The organism is Glycomyces terrestris (genome assembly GCF_003933745.1).
GTDB lineage: Bacteria > Actinomycetota > Actinomycetes > Mycobacteriales > Micromonosporaceae > Glycomyces > Glycomyces terrestris.
Genome location: NZ_RSEB01000003.1, coordinates 522,350 through 538,153, shown reverse-complemented (window position 1 = coordinate 538,153; position 15,804 = coordinate 522,350). Strand labels below are relative to the sequence as shown.

20 protein-coding genes are annotated in these 15,804 nt (G+C 72.2%); 14 read left to right on the top strand and 6 right to left on the bottom strand.

The window, feature by feature from the left end; genetic code table 11:
* Positions 1-175: 175 nt before the first annotated feature.
* The 12 genes from EIW28_RS12480 (at position 176) to EIW28_RS12420 (ending at position 11,071) form a co-directional block, all read left to right on the top strand.
* Complete coding sequence (locus tag EIW28_RS12480; protein ID WP_125248026.1) at positions 176-2,242, top strand: cytochrome c oxidase assembly protein; 2,067 nt, start codon at positions 176-178, stop codon at positions 2,240-2,242.
* Positions 2,243-2,336: 94 nt separating this feature from the next.
* Positions 2,337-3,509 (top strand): trans-sulfuration enzyme family protein, encoded by a 1,173-nt coding sequence (locus EIW28_RS12475; RefSeq protein WP_125248025.1) that lies wholly within the window; start codon positions 2,337-2,339, stop codon positions 3,507-3,509.
* Positions 3,510-4,142: 633 nt separating this feature from the next.
* Complete coding sequence (locus EIW28_RS12470; RefSeq protein WP_125248024.1) at positions 4,143-4,940, top strand: class I SAM-dependent methyltransferase; 798 nt, start codon at positions 4,143-4,145, stop codon at positions 4,938-4,940.
* 281 nt (positions 4,941-5,221) lie between these two features.
* Positions 5,222-5,965: a LamB/YcsF family protein gene (locus EIW28_RS12460; RefSeq protein ID WP_125248022.1), complete on the top strand. Its 744-nt coding sequence runs from the start codon at positions 5,222-5,224 to the stop codon at positions 5,963-5,965.
* Positions 5,962-6,615, top strand: coding sequence for a 5-oxoprolinase subunit B family protein (locus EIW28_RS12455; RefSeq protein WP_125248021.1), 654 nt, complete (start codon positions 5,962-5,964; stop codon positions 6,613-6,615). The genes EIW28_RS12460 and EIW28_RS12455 overlap by 4 nt, the downstream gene beginning before the upstream one ends.
* Complete coding sequence (locus tag EIW28_RS12450; protein ID WP_125248020.1) at positions 6,612-7,502, top strand: 5-oxoprolinase subunit C family protein; 891 nt, start codon at positions 6,612-6,614, stop codon at positions 7,500-7,502. Before EIW28_RS12455 ends, EIW28_RS12450 begins: the two co-directional genes overlap by 4 nt.
* A 157-nt stretch (positions 7,503-7,659) precedes the next feature.
* Complete coding sequence (locus tag EIW28_RS12445; RefSeq protein WP_125248019.1) at positions 7,660-8,649, top strand: family 43 glycosylhydrolase; 990 nt, start codon at positions 7,660-7,662, stop codon at positions 8,647-8,649.
* Positions 8,650-8,770: 121 nt separating this feature from the next.
* Positions 8,771-9,178, top strand: a complete 408-nt coding sequence (locus tag EIW28_RS12440; RefSeq protein ID WP_158630386.1) for a YbaB/EbfC family nucleoid-associated protein — start codon at positions 8,771-8,773, stop codon at positions 9,176-9,178.
* A complete protein-coding gene (locus EIW28_RS12435; RefSeq protein ID WP_125248017.1) occupies positions 9,175-9,498 on the top strand; it encodes a WXG100 family type VII secretion target in 324 nt (107 codons plus the stop codon). Before EIW28_RS12440 ends, EIW28_RS12435 begins: the two co-directional genes overlap by 4 nt.
* A 142-nt stretch (positions 9,499-9,640) precedes the next feature.
* A complete protein-coding gene (locus EIW28_RS12430; protein WP_125248016.1) occupies positions 9,641-10,135 on the top strand; it encodes a WXG100-like domain-containing protein in 495 nt (164 codons plus the stop codon).
* Positions 10,128-10,634, top strand: a complete 507-nt coding sequence (locus tag EIW28_RS12425) for a hypothetical protein (protein ID WP_125248015.1) — start codon at positions 10,128-10,130, stop codon at positions 10,632-10,634. The genes EIW28_RS12430 and EIW28_RS12425 overlap by 8 nt, the downstream gene beginning before the upstream one ends.
* A gap of 14 nt (positions 10,635-10,648) precedes the next feature.
* Positions 10,649-11,071, top strand: coding sequence for a hypothetical protein (locus EIW28_RS12420; RefSeq protein WP_125248014.1), 423 nt, complete (start codon positions 10,649-10,651; stop codon positions 11,069-11,071).
* A 69-nt stretch (positions 11,072-11,140) separates the two neighbouring features.
* Here the strand turns inward: EIW28_RS12420 and EIW28_RS12415 are convergent, their stop codons facing one another.
* The 6 genes from EIW28_RS12415 to EIW28_RS12390 form a co-directional block, all read right to left on the bottom strand.
* Positions 11,141-11,506: a hypothetical protein gene (locus tag EIW28_RS12415; protein ID WP_125248013.1), complete on the bottom strand. Its 366-nt coding sequence runs from the start codon at positions 11,504-11,506 to the stop codon at positions 11,141-11,143.
* A 30-nt stretch (positions 11,507-11,536) separates the two neighbouring features.
* Positions 11,537-12,190 (bottom strand): hypothetical protein, encoded by a 654-nt coding sequence (locus EIW28_RS12410; protein ID WP_125248012.1) that lies wholly within the window; start codon positions 12,188-12,190, stop codon positions 11,537-11,539.
* Between the two features lie 10 nt (positions 12,191-12,200).
* Positions 12,201-12,923 (bottom strand): WXG100-like domain-containing protein, encoded by a 723-nt coding sequence (locus EIW28_RS12405; RefSeq protein ID WP_125248011.1) that lies wholly within the window; start codon positions 12,921-12,923, stop codon positions 12,201-12,203.
* A 9-nt stretch (positions 12,924-12,932) separates the two neighbouring features.
* Complete coding sequence (locus tag EIW28_RS24215; RefSeq protein ID WP_158630385.1) at positions 12,933-13,244, bottom strand: type VII secretion target; 312 nt, start codon at positions 13,242-13,244, stop codon at positions 12,933-12,935.
* The gene (locus EIW28_RS12395) at positions 13,241-13,621 is read right to left on the bottom strand and encodes a YbaB/EbfC family nucleoid-associated protein (RefSeq protein ID WP_125248009.1); all 381 of its coding nucleotides are present in this window, start codon (positions 13,619-13,621) and stop codon (positions 13,241-13,243) included. Before EIW28_RS12395 ends, EIW28_RS24215 begins: the two co-directional genes overlap by 4 nt.
* 188 nt (positions 13,622-13,809) lie before the next feature.
* A complete protein-coding gene (locus EIW28_RS12390) occupies positions 13,810-14,253 on the bottom strand; it encodes a DUF1707 SHOCT-like domain-containing protein (protein ID WP_125248008.1) in 444 nt (147 codons plus the stop codon).
* Positions 14,254-14,451: 198 nt separating this feature from the next.
* Between EIW28_RS12390 and EIW28_RS12385 the strand changes: the two genes are divergently transcribed.
* Positions 14,452-15,537, top strand: a complete 1,086-nt coding sequence (locus EIW28_RS12385; RefSeq protein ID WP_197717259.1) for an NADH-quinone oxidoreductase subunit D — start codon at positions 14,452-14,454, stop codon at positions 15,535-15,537.
* A 13-nt stretch (positions 15,538-15,550) separates the two neighbouring features.
* Positions 15,551-15,799, top strand: a complete 249-nt coding sequence (locus EIW28_RS12380; protein ID WP_125248006.1) for a hypothetical protein — start codon at positions 15,551-15,553, stop codon at positions 15,797-15,799.
* Positions 15,800-15,804: the final 5 nt, after the last annotated feature.

Sequence of the window (15,804 nt, the reverse complement as noted above, 5' to 3'; positions counted from 1 at the left end):
AATACGACCCCGCCCTCGACGCTGCGACTGGTCGGGCCTCGCGGACGGCGCACCGTGATCGTGCCTTATGACCCCGACACCGCGGGTCGGCGCATGCCCGGGCCGGGGAGTCGCCGGAGATATCTGACCCCACCCGGTGGGGCGTGAGCTGGAACAATCAGCCATGCTGGGTTACGTGACCGCATCGACCGAGACCAGCCAAAACACCGCCGACACCATACCTGGCGGCGGTCGCGGTCCCCGAACCGGGCTGCGCGCGGCGCACCCCGGCCGGGGCCTGCGGGTCCTCGCCGTCGCGGCCGCGGCGACGGCCGGGCTGCTCGCCGCGGTCATCGCGCTCGACCTCGGCGGCGCCGTCGACGTCGCGGCCCTCCCCGGGCTCGCCGCCGCCGACCCCGCCGTCACCTGGGCCGCCGGCCTCCTCAAGTACGCGTACGACCTCGCGATGCTCGCCGCGGTCGGCTGCACCATCGCCGCCGCGTGCTTCCTGCCCGGCCGCGAAGGGGACCGGTCGCGGCTCGCCGCCCAGTCCTGGCGGTGGCTGCGCGTCGGCGCCGCCGCCTCCGGCGTGTGGGCGCTCACGGCCGCGATCAGCCTTCCGGTGGACTTCGCGAACACGTTCGCGCGACCCCTGTCCGAGGTCACCGTCCCGGGCGTGTGGTCCTACATCGCCCAGTACGAGCAGGGCCGCGCCCTCGGCCTGACCGTGCTCCTCGCCGGCGCCGCCGCGCTCGTCGCCGCCCGCGCGCTCACCGTCCCCGGCGCGGCCTGCGCCGCCGCGCTCGCGCTCGCCGCCTCCCTCCCGCCCGTGTTCACCGGGCACTCGGCCTCGAACGGCAACCACCAGATCGCCGTCGACGGGCTCCTCATCCACGTCGTCGCCGCCGCGTTCTGGGCCGGCGGCCTCTTCGCGCTGTTCATCGCCCGCAAGGACCCCGCGGTCGCGGCCCGCCGCTACTCCTTCGCGGCCGCGTTCGCCTACCCGGCGGTCGCCGCCTCCGGGCTCGTCGTCTTCATCGCGAACGTCGCCTTCACCGACCTGTGGGAGTCCGCGTACGGGCGCATCGCGCTCGCGAAGCTCGCCGTCCTCGCCGCCGGCGGCGTCCTCGGCTGGGCCCACCGCCGCCGCGCCCTCCCCGCGGTCGAGCACGGCGACCGGGGCGCGTTCAACCGGCTCGCCGCCGTCGAGCTCGGCCTCATGGCGGTCGCGTTCGGCCTCGCCTCCTCCCTCTCGGTCACCCCGCCCCCGGCCGAGGAGCTCCCCGACCCGAACACGGCCCTCCTCGGGTTCCCCACGCCCGAGCCGGTCTCCTTGGCGCGCATCCTCACCGACTGGTACCCGTCGGTCCTGTTCTGCACGGCCGCGCTCGCGATGGCCGGGTTCTACATCGCCGGCGTGGTGCGGCTGCGCCGCCGCGGCGACGCCTGGCCCTGGTACCGGACCGCCCTGTGGTGCGCGGGCTGGGCCGTCGTCGTCCTCACCACCTCGACCGGCCTCGGCAAGTACGGCATGGTCCTGTTCAGCGCCCACATGGTGCAGCACATGGCGCTCAACATGCTCGCCCCGATCCTGCTGGTCCTGGCCGCGCCGGTGACCCTCGCGCTGCGCGCCCTCAAGCCCGACCGGGCCGGCGGGCCCCGCGAGTGGCTCCTGGCCGCCATCCACAGCCGCTGGTCCCGCTTCGTGTCGCGTCCGCTCATCGCCCTCCTCATCTACCTGACGAGCCTGTACCTCATGTACTTCACCGGGATGTTCGAGTGGGCCATGCGGAGCCACTTCGGGCACCTGTTCATGACCGCGCACTTCCTCGCCGCCGGCAGCCTCTTCTTCTGGGTCGTCATCGGCCCCGACCCGAAGCCGCGGCCCCTCTCCTACCCCGCCAAGGTCCTCCTCTACTTCATCTCGATCGTCTTCCACGCGATCTTCGGCGTGACCCTGATGATGGGCACCGGCCTCATCGCCGAGGGCTGGTACACCCAGATCGCGATCCCGTGGGTCGGCGACCTCCTCGCCGACCAGCGCGCCGGCGGCGGCATCGCCTGGGGCTTCGGCGAGATCCCCAGCCTCATCATCATCATCGTCCTCATCGGACAATGGGCCCGCTCCGAGGAGCGCGAGGGCCGGCGCCTCGACCGGATCGCCGAACGCGCCAGCGCCAGCGGCCGGCCGGAGGACGACCCCCACGAGGTGTACAACGCCTACCTTGCCAGCCTCGACCAGGAGCGCCCTCCCTCGAAATAGGGAGATCAAGCCCCCCGAAAGCAGGGGAAATCCGACCCTCGATTCAGGTCGAACGACAGATGCGACCTCGATCCCGGCTCCGTACGGTTGGCCCATGAGCGAACCGAGCCACGACATCGAGACCACCGCATTCGAGACCGTCGCCGTCCACGCGGCCGAACCCCGGCCCGCCCACGGAGGATCGGTCGTCCACCCCCTCTACCAGGGCACCGTCTTCGAGACCGTCCCCGGCGAGTCGTACGACGAACTCCAGTACATCCGCCTGAACACCAACCCGTCCCAGGTGCACCTGCACCGCAAGCTCGCCGCCCTCGAAGGCGCCGAGGCCGCGGTCGCCACCGCCTCCGGCATGGCCGCCATCACCACCACCCTCCTCGCGACCCTCGAGGCGGGCGACCACGTCATCGCCGCCGGCTCCTTCTACGGCGGCACCCACCACTTCCTCACCGAGCAGGCCCCGCGCCTGGGCTGGAAGGTCGACTTCGTCGGCCCTGACGACCGCGACGCCTGGACCGAGGCCCTGCGGCCCCAGACGAAGGCGTTCATCGTCGAGACCATCAGCAACCCGCTCGCGCGCGTCGCCGACCTCGCGGGCATCGCCGCCTTCAGCCGCGAGCACGGCCTCACCAGCATCATCGACAACACGTTCGCCACCCCGGTCGTCTTCCGGCCCCACACCGTCGGCTTCGACCTGGTCTGCCACTCGGCGACGAAGGCCCTCAACGGCCACTCCGACCTCGTCGCCGGCGTCGTCACCGGCACGGAGGCGAACATCGGGAAGATCCGCCACGTCCTCAACCTCTACGGCGGCAGCCTCGACCCGCACGCCGGATTCCTCCTCGCCCGCGGCCTCAAGACCCTCGCGCTCCGGGTGCGCCAGCAGGGCGCGACCTCGCTCGCGCTGGCCCGGTTCCTGGAGGGGCACCAGGGCATCGCGCAGGTCAACCACCCGGGCCTGGAGTCCCACCCGGACCACGCCCGGGCCACGGACCTGTTCGACGGGTACGGCTCGGTGTTCTCCTTCCGACCCGCCGGCGGCGTCGAGGCGGCCGCGGCCCTGTTCAAGGGGGTCCGGATCCCGTACATCGCGCCGAGCCTCGGCGGCGTGGAGTCGCTCATGACCCGCCCGGCCGCCACGAGCCACGCCGGCATGAGCCCCGAAGAACGCGCCGCCGAGGGCATCCACGACGACCTCATCCGCTTCTCCACCGGCATCGAGGCCGCCCACGACCTCATCGCCGACTTCGCACGGGCCCTGGGCGACTGACAAAGGCCCCAGCAACCGGGAGCGAGCGCCGCCGCAGGTGCCGGGCCCGGGTGCCGGGCCGCGACAAGGCGCGTCGAAGAGCGAGCGGAAGGGGCAACAGCAGGGGCATGGAGAGGTACGCGGGGAGGACGACCGGTACGGGGGAAGCGCGGAGAGAGCGCGGGCTAGGACGAGCGACAGGGGAAGGTGAGTGAGGAGCGTGGGAAAGACGAGCCGTGGAGGAGCGCGACGAGGAGCAGTGGGGGAATGACGAGCGCTAGGCGGGAGCGCGGAGGGAGAAGCGCAGGCAAAGACCAGCGATAGCGGGCGGAGAGGCGCGGGCGGGAGGGGGAGGGGGCCCGAAAGGGGAATGCGAGAGGGGCGAGCGGGCGGGAGGGGGAGGGGCCCCCAAAAGGGAATGCGAGAGGGGCGCATTCGCGAAGTCAGGTCTGGCAGGCGCCGCCTAGGGAAACGGGCCGCGGAGGGGAAGGGGCTGGATGCGGGATCGGAGAGGAGGGGAGGGAGGGGAGGGGGCCGGGGGCGGCAGGAGCGGAGGTGAACAAAGGAGGTGCGGTCGGCGGGTGGCTGGCTTCGGGGGCTGATCTGTCCTAGGGTGGGCCCATTGCGCCGTGGACCCGCGAAGGGGGCAGTGCCATGGGACCGTCCGACCGGATGCTGCTCATCGAGTTGACCGAGCGTCTCAAGCAGCTCGGCGAGGCCGTCGAGGGCCTGCGCGAGACGCAGGCGGGCATCGAGCGGCGGCTCGACGCGATCGAGGCCGCCGCGAGCGCGGATCGCAAGGCCGCCAAGCTGACCGCCCGCACCGTGTACGCCCAGGTCGAAGACCTCATGGCCCTGTACCGCTTGACGGGCCCCGGCGGGCCGCTGCCGCGGATGCGCGGCTGGGCGGCCGGACCCGAGCTCACGCGGTTCCTCGCCGAGGAGGCCGCGGCGCGAGGCGGCGCCCGGGTGCTCGAATGCGGCTCCGGGACGAGCACGGTGGTCCTCGCGCTCATCGCCCGCTCGATCGGCTCCGGCCAGGTGATCGCCCTGGAGCACGACCCGCACTACGCGGCGCAGACGCGCGCGGAACTCGATTCGCGGGGCCTCGGCGGCTGGGGCCGGGTGATCGACGCGCCATTGACCGATGTGGACCTCGGCGGCGAGACCTGGCGCTGGTACGACCCGAAGCTGGTTCCCGGCAACGAGATCGACATGCTGCTGGTCGACGGTCCGCCCGGCGCGACGGGCCCGCAGGCCCGCTACCCGGCGCTGCCGCTCCTGGCCGAGCGCCTCGCCGAGGACGCCCTGGTCGTCCTCGACGACGCCGACCGCCCCGACGAGCGCGCCATCGCCGCCCGCTGGGCCGAGGCCCACCCCGACTTCACGGCCCGGCACCTCGACCACGAGCGCGGCACCCTGGTCCTGCGCCGCAACACGCCCCAGGACTAGGGGCCCCTCCGGCTCGCGGCTCGCGGCCGGTTCCCGACGGCCCAGCCGGCGTCGCGGATGCGGCTCCCGGCTCCCGGCTCCCGGCTCCCGGCTCCCGGCTCCCGGCTCCCGGCTCCCGGCTCCTCATACCTAAGGCCGTATACCATCCCAAACCCCCACCCACCCAGAGGGGGACGACATTCTGGGGCCAAGCATTGCCGCCCGGTCCGACAAGAATCGTGGCCTGGAGCACCCGAGTGCGCAAAATGCGCCCGAAAGAGTGATCCGGTACCGTTGACGGCATGGACCTCAACGCGGACCTGGGGGAAGGTTTCGGCCGCTGGGAGCTCACCGACGACGCCGCGCTGCTGCGGATCGTCACGAGCGCGAATGTCGCCTGCGGCTTCCACGCCGGCGATCCCGCCACCCTCCAGCGCGTCTGCGAGCTCGCCGCCGCCGCCGGGGTGCGAATCGGGGCGCAGGTGTCCTATCGGGACCTCGCCGGATTCGGGCGCCGCGAGATGGACGTGCCGGCGCGCGAACTCGCCGCCGAGGTCGCCTACCAGATCGGGGCGCTGCGGGTCTTCGCCGAAGCCGCGGGCTCGCCCGTCGCGTATGTGAAACCCCATGGCGCCCTTTACCATCGGGCCGGACGCGATCCGGTCCAGGCCGCCGCCGTCGTCGAGGGCGCGCGCCTCGCCGGCGTCGGGGTCGTCCTGACGCAGCGGGGGAGCGAACTCGACCGCGCCGCCGCGGGGGCCGGGCTGCGGGTCGCGGGCGAGGCGTTCGCCGACCGCGGCTACCTGGGCGATGGGCACCTGGTGCCGCGCGGCGCCCCCGGCGCGCTGCTCGCGCCGGAGGCCGCGGTCGCGCAAGCGGTCGACCTGGCGCTGCACGGCGAGGTCACGGCGATCGACGGGAGCCGCACCCCGGTTGCGGCCGAGTCGATCTGCGTGCACGGCGACGGTCCGGACGCGGTCGCGGTCGCCGCGTCGATCCGGGCCGCATTCAACGAACGAGGCATCGACGTGGAGGCTTTCTCGTGAGCACCGGAAGAACGACCGCCGCCCCCCGGCTCAGGCCCCTCCCGGCCGGCCCGAGGGGCATCCTCATCGACTGCGGCACGACGGCCGCGGCCCGCGCCTGCTACCGCTCGCTCCAGAGCCGCCGCATGTCGGGCCTGCTGGAGGCCGAAGACCTCGTCCCGGGCGCGACCACCGTCCTCGTCGACGGGATCGACGAGCCCGAGCTCCTCGCCGCCGAACTCCCCGGCTGGCCCCTGGCCGACGAGCCCGAGGCCGCGGGTGACGCGGTCGAGATCCCCGTCTGCTACGACGGCCCCGACCTCGAAGCCGTCGCGGCCCTGTGGGGCGTGCGCCCCGACGACGTCGCCGACATCCACTCCGGCATCGAGTACGAGGCGGCGTTCTGCGGCTTCTCGCCCGGGTTCGCCTACCTCGAGGGCCTGCCCGAGCGCTACCACGCGCCGCGCCGCGAGAGCCCTCGGACGACGGTCCCGGCCGGCTCGGTCGGCATCGCCGGCCCCTACACCGGCGTCTACCCGCGCACGAGCCCCGGCGGCTGGCAGCTCATCGCGACGATGACGAACCCCGGCCGGCTGTGGAACGAGCACCGCGAGCCCGCGGCGCTCCTTGTCCCCGGCACTCGGGTGCGCTTCGCGGCGGTGCGCGTATGAGCCACATCGAGATCCTGCGCGCGGGCGTCCTCACGACCTGCCAGGACGCCGGCCGGCCCGGCTGGGGCCACCTCGCGGTGCCGCCCTCCGGCGCGGCCGACCACCCCTCCTGGCGGCTCGCGAACCAGCTCGCGGGCAACCCCACCGGGGCCTGCGCGCTGGAGACGACCCTGAACGGCTGCACCGTGAAAGCGCACCGGAACGTCACCGTCGTGGTCGGCGGCGCGCCCTGCGCCGTCACCGTCGACGGGCGGCCCGAGTCCTGGGGCCAGCCCGTGAAGCTCAAGGCCGGCTCGGTGCTCGACGCCGGGCCCGCCGAGGTCGGCGTGCGGTCCTACCTCGCGTTCTCCGGTGGGCTGCACCCGAAGTCGAGCCTCGGCTCGCACTCGACGTGCCTGCTGTCGGGACTGGGCCCGGCCCCCCTCAAGGACGGCGACACGATCCCGCTCGGCCCGAGCCCGGCCCACCCGCCGCTGCCGACCCAGTGGCCCACGCCGTGGGCGGGCATCGGCGGCGAGATCGTCATGAAGCTCCACCTGGGCCCGCGCCTGGAGTGGTTCCGGCCCGAGGCGGTCGCGGAGCTGACCCGCGGCGTGTGGACGGTCTCCGAGCACTCCAACCGGATCGGGCTGCGGCTCGAAGGTCCAGTGCTCAAGCGCACCGACCCGGCCAAGGAGCTGCCGAGCGAGGGCATCGCGGCCGGCGCGCTCCAGGTCCCCTCGAACGGCCAGCCGATCCTGTTCGGCGCCGACCACCCCACGACCGGCGGCTACCCCGTGGTCGGCGTCGTCGGCCCCGAGGCCCAGGCCGCCGCCGCGCAGGCCCGCCCCGGCACCCGCATCAGGTTCGTGCCGATCCCCATGCCGCACTGGAGCAGACGACTCTGAGCCGGACGCGGGCGGCCCGCCGCCCGCACCCGGCCCTCCCGGTCCGGAGCCCCGGCACTGCGCTCCGCGCCAACTTGCGGCAAGCGTTTGCTTCAGCTACCGTTCAAGCACCCCGCCAGGCCCGGCCACCCGGCCGCCGACTCCCCGTGGAGAAACCATGACGACCGGTCCTGCCCCGCGCCCCGACGACCTCCGCGCCCCCGCGCCCCTGTTCACCGACCCGGTCTTCGACGGGCCCACCGACCCCACGGTCGTGCACGACCCCGAGACGGGACTGTGGCACCTCTTCTACACCCAGCGCCGCGCCAACCAGCCCGACGCGGGCGTCGCCTGGGTCCACGGCACCGACATCGGCCACGCCACGAGCCCCGACGGTCGCGAGTGGACCTACGCCGGCACCGCCGCCGGACCCGACTGCGACAACCACGACACCTGGTGGGCCCCGGAGGTCCTGCGCCACGAGGGCCGCTGGCACATGTACGTCACCTACCTCGAGGGCGTCCGCGAGGACTGGACCGGTCCCGCCGAGATCCGCCACTACACCTCCGGCGACCTCGCGACCTGGCAGTACCAGTCCACGGTCGACACCGACTCGGAGCGCGCCATCGACGCGACCGTGCACCGGCTCCCGGACGGCCGGTGGCGCATGTGGTTCAAGGACGAGCAGCGCGAGAGCCGCATCTACGCCGCCGACTCGGACGACCTCTACGCCTGGACCCCGGCCGGCCCGGCCGTCACCGGCCAGGCCCAGGAGGGCCCCACGGTCTTCGCGCTCGGCGGCGTCTACTGGATGGTCACCGACGGCTGGTCGGGCCTGCTCGTCCACCGCTCCACCGACCTCGAGCACTGGCACGCCCAGCCGGTCCCGCTCCTCGCCGGCCCCGGCCGCCGCGCGTTCGACGAGGCCCTCGGGCACCACGCCATGGCCCTCACCCAGGGCCCGGACGAGGCGTTCCTCTACTACTTCACGCACCCCGGCGGCGGGCGCCGCTCCACCGTCCAGGTCGCCCGGCTCCACGTGCGCGACGGCTGGCTGCGGTGCGACCGCGACGAGCCCTTCGACTACCTCCCCGACCCGGCCAAGGCGGACCCGCTGCGCGGCGGAACCGTCCGAACCGGTGCGAAGGGCGACGAAGCGAACTCCTGACTCACGGTGAACAAGGTTGCCGAATCCCCTGGTGGAGCGGCACTTGCAGGGGACCCCAAAGTGGCGTCTCCGGTCTATGCTGGAGCTCGAACCGAGTCCATTGAGACCCCCCGGAGGCGGCATGTTCGGAGAGGAAGCCATCGCCCAGCAGCTGGCGGAAGCCCGCTCAGCGCTCGATGAAGTCAAGAAGCAGCAGCAGGACCAGCAGGTCCCGCCCATCACCGCGGAGGCGGCGGACGGCCGCATCGAGGTCGTCCTCGGCGCGAACGGCCGCGTCGAGAAGGTCCGCTTCTCCGAGGAGCGGGTCCTCAAGGAGGGCACCGAATACCTCGAACTGGAGCTCGCGAAGGCCGTGAACGCCGCGCTCGACGCCCGCGCCGAGGCGCTCGCGGCCGACGTGCCCACGCCCGACCTGGAGGCGATCGGCGCGGCCGTCGCCCAGATCCAGGAGCAGGGCGTGCGGCAGATGCGGGAGATGACCGCGCACATCAGCACCGTCATGGCGAAGCTCCAGGGAGGCGGGTCGTGAAGATCGACATCAACCCCGACTCCATCCGCGAGGGCGCGCAGCAGCTCGACGCCGCGACCGAGATGGTGCAGGGCCTGTTCGACCAGTTCAAGTCCTCAGTGGACGGACTGGCGGACTCGTTCGGCGGCGACATGATCGGCAGCCTGCTCGACCTGGCGCACCAGGTCTGCATGGAGGCCATCACCGAGTGCATCTCGACGAACATCGAGGACCTCGTCGACTACGCCAACACCCTGCGGCAGTTCGCCGAGGACCACGAGTCCAACGACGCCGAGATCGAGCGGCTCTTCCGCGAGCTCCTCGACGCGCTCGGCCGCTAGCGCCCCGCGCCCCGGTCCCGCATCCCCCTTCCCCGCTCTCCCGCTCCCCCAACGGCCGCCGGCACCGGCCCGCATCAACTCCTTCATAACGCTCCGTACCCCGGGCACTGCGAAGTGTCCCCTCCCCTTCGAAGGAGCCCCCATGGGCTTGCAACTGCCCTCCGAGCTGAGAAGCCTCCTCAGCATGCTCGGCTACGACTGGCCCGAGCCCGACGAGGAGAAGCTCTACAACCTCGGCGACACCTGGACGAGCCTCGCCGACCAGATCACCGGCGCGATCGACAAGCTCGAGGCCGCCGCCAAGACCGTCATCGACAACAACACCGGCAAGGACATCGACGCGTTCAAGTCCGAATGGGAGGACGGCGAGTCCGCGGTCCGGAACATCGCGGACATCGGCGAGCCGTCCAACATCATCAGCATCGGCCTCATGATCGCGGCCGGCGTCGTCCTGGCGCTCAAGATGCAGATGATCGTCCAGCTGGTGACGCTCGCGATCCAGATCGCGCAGGCGATCGCGACCGCCGTGGCGACGTTCGGGGCGTCCCTGGCGCAGATCCCGATCTTCAAGATGATCACCTCCAAGCTCATCGACATGCTCCTGGACATGGCGATCGAGGCGGTGCTCAATGGCTAGGATGCGCACCCGCGCCGCCCGCAAGACCACCGCCAAGGGCGCGAAGATCATCTCCGGGCTCATCAGCAACACCCGCTTCTTCCGCACCGGCAAGGGCGGCGGCAACTGGGTCAACAAGGCCGTCAAGAGCACCGCGCAGAAGGCCACCCGCTCGCGGTGGCGGGCGCGGGTCGGCAACGCCCTGAACAACGACTACAAGGGCACGTTCTTCAAGCAGCACCCGAAGCTCAAGGGCAAGGTGGTCGTCCACCACGCCGTCGAGCAGCAGGTCCTGCGCCGCTACCCGGGCCGCTTCAGCGCCGCCGAGATGCACTCGCTCCAGAACCTGCGCGGCATCCCCAAGGGGCAGGTGAACAGCCGCGTCCACCTGAGCCAGATCCGCAAGGAGTGGAACCAGTTCTACAAGGACTACCCGAACGCGACCCGGCAGCAGATCCTCGACCACGCGACGAGGATCGACCTCAAGCTGGGCACGAACTTCAACCCGCCCGTCCCTTAAGTTAGGATTCGCCCATGAGCTACTACCTCCTGGAGCCCGAAGTCGCCGGCGAGCTCGGCGAGGACACGGTCATGGACACCTCGGTGCACCCGCCCGTCGTGTCCCGGCTCCAGTACGTGATCCAGGACTGGCTCGGCGACGAGATCCTGGAGTCCACCCCCTGCTTCGTCGTCACGGAGCACCTGGCCGGCCTCATCGGCGCGGCGGGCCTGTCCGGCTACCGCCTCGCCGACGCCGAGGTCGTCCTCGGCGAGGACGCCGAGGAGCTCGCCGAAGGACCGATCGACCTGCCGAAGTGGCAGTGGCTCCAGCTGACCGGCACCGAGCGCTCCGACGACTTCGGCGCCTCCGCCAACGGCAGCCTCGTCGTCTCCGAGCGCGCCCTCGAGGTCCTGCGCCAGGGGACGCTGAACAACTGCGACGTCACGCCGCTGTAGACGCGCGCGCAGCGGGGCGGCCGGATCGTCCGGCCGCCCCGTTCCGCTTGTCCGCGAACGCCTTCGGGCTCAGTCGAGCTGGACGTCCGGGTCCGAGTCGATGCCCGTCACCGAGCCGTCGCTGCGGTCGTACAGGTGCAGGCGCGGCTCGTCCGCCGCGGCGGTGAGCTTCGGGTACACGTCCTTGAGGACCTCCTCGGGGAACAGGACCGCGATCCCGTGCCGCGAGTACAGCGGCTCGCCGCCGGCGCGGCCGAGCTCGAGGATCTCGGCCTGCGGGGCGCGGGACCGCGCGTCGCGCACGAAGTCCTGGAGCCGCTGGTCGAGCTCGCCGAGCCGCACGGGCCGCTCGTCGTCGAGGACCTGCTGATAGCGAGCCTCGGCCTGCGCGGGGCTCGGCACGCGCGGCTCGTGCCAGAACAAGAGTTCGATCATGGCGGCCTCTCTCCCTGTCGGTGCCGGGCCCTACTCGCCCTCGAAGGTGATGACACCATGGAGGACCTTACCGTCGCTGGTCGTCATCGTGTTGCCAGGCTGGTTGAGCCACTCGTCGATCGCCCGCTGCTGCGGGGTGCGCTTGGCGCTGCCGCTCTTCGTCTCCACCCCGTACCACTTGCCGTTCCGCTTCACGAACCCGTCGTAGTAGCGGGGCGTCCCCGCCGGGATGTCGAACGGCCCCTTGTTCGGGCCCGACTTGATCTCGCCGGTGAGCGGCTTCGTGGTGGCCGCGGCCGGACCCCGGTAGGCGTGGTCCTCGTAGCGGTCCTTGATCCGGTCGATCACGCGCCGCTCGGCGCCCGCGCCGTCCTGCTGGCGGCCGTCGGAGCCGGCGTACTTGCCGTCCGGGGTGCGGTAGTGGCCGTCGGGGCCCTTGGTGGCGTTCGCGGGCCGCGCCTTCTTCGCCTGCGCGGTGCGCGAGCGCATCTCCGCGCCCACCTTGCCCTTCGGCGGCGTGTAGACGCGCCGCTTCTTCGCGGCGGGCCCGTCCCCGTGGCTGCGGCGGGGGCTGTCGCCGCCACCGCCGCCGCGGGGGCGCTTGCGGCGGTGGAGCCCGGTCAGCGAGACGAGGACGCCGAGCACGAGGGCGGTCCTGACGGCGGTCGCGATCGCGGTGCGCATGGCCGACACCTCACAGGTCCAGCAGGTCGCGGAGGGCGGAGATCGAGGTGACCAGGCCCATGAGCCAGCCGAAGATCCTCCCCACCCAGTTCACGACCGCGACGGCGAGCTGCGCCGCCACGACCGGGGTCGCCAGGCCGACCGAGAACACGACCTCCGCGAGCCACACCACGACCTTCGCGATGCAGTCGGCGACGAAGCCGCGCACGAACTCCCGCACCATCGTCACCAGCGTCCCGGCGCCGCGCGTCGCGGACGCCATCGCCAGCGCCGTGCCCCCGAAGCCGCCCGTGACGTCGACGTTCTCGGCGGCCATCGCCCGGTAGGCGTCGGCCGCGTCGTCCTGCCAGCTCGGCAGGTCCCGGTCCAGGAAGGACTGGAGCTCCTCCCCGATCGCGAACAGCTCGTTCGCGATGTTGTCCCACGTCATCGCGAGCGTCTCGACGGTCTGGGGGTCGCCGGCGAGCCAGTCGAGCGCGTCCTTGAGCGGCTGGACCTGTTCGATCGCCCACTCGATCCCCATCGACAGGAGGGTGCTGAACGGGTCGATGACGGTGGAGGCCGCGTTGAGCGCGGCGCCCAGCCCGGCGATGGAGCCGTCGATCCAGGAGCCGCTCTCGATGGCCTGGCTGAGGTCCTGGTAGTCCTCGTAGAAGCCGAACCCGGTGCCGCCGTCGCGGTACCCGGCCTGGCCGGGCTTGATCTGCCCGGCGTTCGCGATGAGGTCGTTCACGGCGCCGCCTCACAGTCCGGGTTCGAGGTGCTTGAAGTCGTCGGCGGTGAGCGAGTCGGTCTCCTCGTACGCGTTGGCGCACTCGTCGATCGCGTCGGCGAGGAGCCCGTAGTTCTCGGCGATCGTGCGCACGCCCTCGTCCTGGTTCCGGTGCCGCTCTTCGAGGATCGGCGGGAGCATCGCGCAGAGCTGCCCGTACGCGTCGTCCGACATGGCGATGTGGGAGCTGGCGTTCAGGACGGCGGTGAACCGCTCCTGGAGGGCGCGCAGGTGGTTCGCGTGCGTCCACAGCTCCTGGACGTCGACCTGCACGCCGCTCACGGCCGCTCCTCCTCGCCGGCCGCGTACCCGGCCAGGAGGGCCCGGCCGGTGGCGGAGTCGGCGCCGACGGTGTCGCGCACGACCTCGGCGGCGGCTTCGGCGAGCTTGCGCTTGGCGTTCCGGTACGCCTCCACGACCGCCCGCGAGGTGTGCTCGGCGGCCTGGCGCGTGATGCGGTCGCTGCACTTGACGTCGAGCAGGTTCCCGGTGTGGTCGATCGTCACGTCCACGATGCGGTTGTCGTCCGCGGCGGTGATCCGCAGGGCCTGGAGGCCCAGGGCGGCGGCCTGCGTCTCGGCGGCGCGCTGCTCGGCCCGCGCCTTCCACGCCTCGAGCCGGGCCCGGGCGCCCTCCACGTCCATCAAGGGGTTGTCCACGGCTGCTCCGTTCCGATTGGCGGTCGGCCGGAGTCCCGGCGGGCCGTTCGGTGGTTCACCTTCGGACTATATGGAACGTTCGCTCACGTCGGGGTACGCGACGGTGACGCAGCGCGGTCACCGGGGCGCGTGGCCGCTCCCGGTGCTGGATTGACTGCGATCCCGGCTCGGATGCGGGAGCCGGAGCGTCAGAACAGGCCGGAGAAGGCCGCCACGACGAACAGGACGAGGACGACGAGCACGCCGATCGCGATGTAGAGGAACAGCTCGGGCGAGACGATGACGATGACGAGGCAGGCCGCGGCGGCGATAGCGATGGCGACGCCGGCGATCTTCCACCGGTTCGAGCGGGCCTCGGCGCTCTCGCGCAGCTGCTGGTTGGCCTTGGACAGCGACTGCGGGCGCATCACCTGCGTCGGCTCCATGGACGCCTCCTGGTACCCGGGCGGCGGGAGCTGCTGGAGGTCGGAGATGAGCACGTCGAGCTCGGAGTACACGCGGGCGCGCATGGCGGCGTCCACCCGGTCCTGGTACTCGCCGACGTCCAGGCGGCCCTCTTCCACCGCCTGACGCAGGCGCTCCATGACGACCTGCCGGTCGCTCTCCGAGGCGCGCATCTGATCGCGGTCCATACTCGGCCACACCTCCCATGTCGGATGCTCCGTCTAGGATGCCAGGGCCCGGCAACACGCGGCCACGCCTGCACGGCCAATCTAAGGGACGGCGCGTCCGCGGCGGCTCCTCTTCCCGAACGCGCCCGAAACTGGGACGATGGGCCGGTGAGCGAACAGCTGATCGTCGGTGTCGGCGCCGGCACCGAAGCGGCCGACATGGTGCTCAACATCGGGCCGCAGCACCCGTCGACCCACGGCGTGCTCCGCCTGCGGCTACGCGTCGACGGCGAGCGCGTCACCGAGTGCGAGCCGATCGTCGGGTACATGCACCGCGGCGCCGAGAAGCTGTACGAGGTGCGCGACTTCCGGCAGATCATGCTGCTCGCGAACCGGCACGACTGGCTCTCGGCGTTCTCCTCCGAGCTCGGGGTCGCGCTGGCGGCCGAGCGGCTCGCGGGCATCGAGGTGCCGCACCGGGCGGTGCTGCTGCGGATGGCGCTCGCGGAGCTGAACCGCATCCTCAACCACCTCATGTTCATCGGCTCGTATCCGCTCGAGATCGGCGCGATCACCCCGATGTTCTACGCGTTCACCGAGCGCGAGCGCCTCCAGGCCGTCATGGAGGAGGCCAGCGGCGGGCGCATCCACTACATGTACAACTGCGTGGGCGGCCTGAAGCAGGACGTGCCGGACGGCTGGGAGGACCGCGCCCGCCGGGCCGTGGACGAGGTCGAGCACGGCATGGTCCGGCTCGACAAGCTGCTGCGGCACAACGAGATCTTCGCGGCCCGCACCAAGGGCGTCGGCGTCCTCGACGCCGCGGCGGCCGCCGCGTACGGCGTCTCCGGGCCCGTCGCCCGCGCCTCCGGCCTCGACTTCGACCTGCGCCGCGACGAGCCGTACCTCGACTACGGGCGCCTCGAGGTGCCGGTCGTGACCCGCACCGAAGGCGACTGCTACGCCCGCTTCATGTGCCTGTTCGACCAGGTCGCCGCCTCGATCGAACTCGCCAGGCAGTGCCTGGCCGCGGCGGTGAACGCGCCCGGCCCGGTGAACGTGAAGCTCCCGAAGATCTTCAGGCCGCCGGCGGGCGAGACCTACGTGTGGACCGAGAACCCGCTGGGCGCCAACGGCTACTACCTCGTCTCTCGCGGCGAGAAGACCCCGTACCGGCTCAAGCTCCGCACCGCCTCGTACGCGAACGTGCAGGCCCTGGCCACCCTCATGACCGGGTGCCTCATCCCGGACATGATCGCGATCCTCGGCTCCATGTTCTTCGTCGTCGGCGACATCGACAAGTAACGCGCAGCCGCCGGTGGTCTCGTGGACCAGGAACGGCTCGGCCTCCACCGGCTCGGTCCACGACGACAGCGCCTCCCCGCCCGGGCACGGGACCGCGCCGTACCGCCACGCCGCCGTCGCCCCCGGCGGCGGGTCGGGCGCGAAGGACGCGGGCCCGCCTTCGAGGGGCCGGCACCCGGTGACGGCCTGGACGAGGACCGGCTCCGACCAGCGCCCGCCCGGCGGGTCCGGCTGCTCGGCCGAGACCCGCAGACTGATGTAACCGTC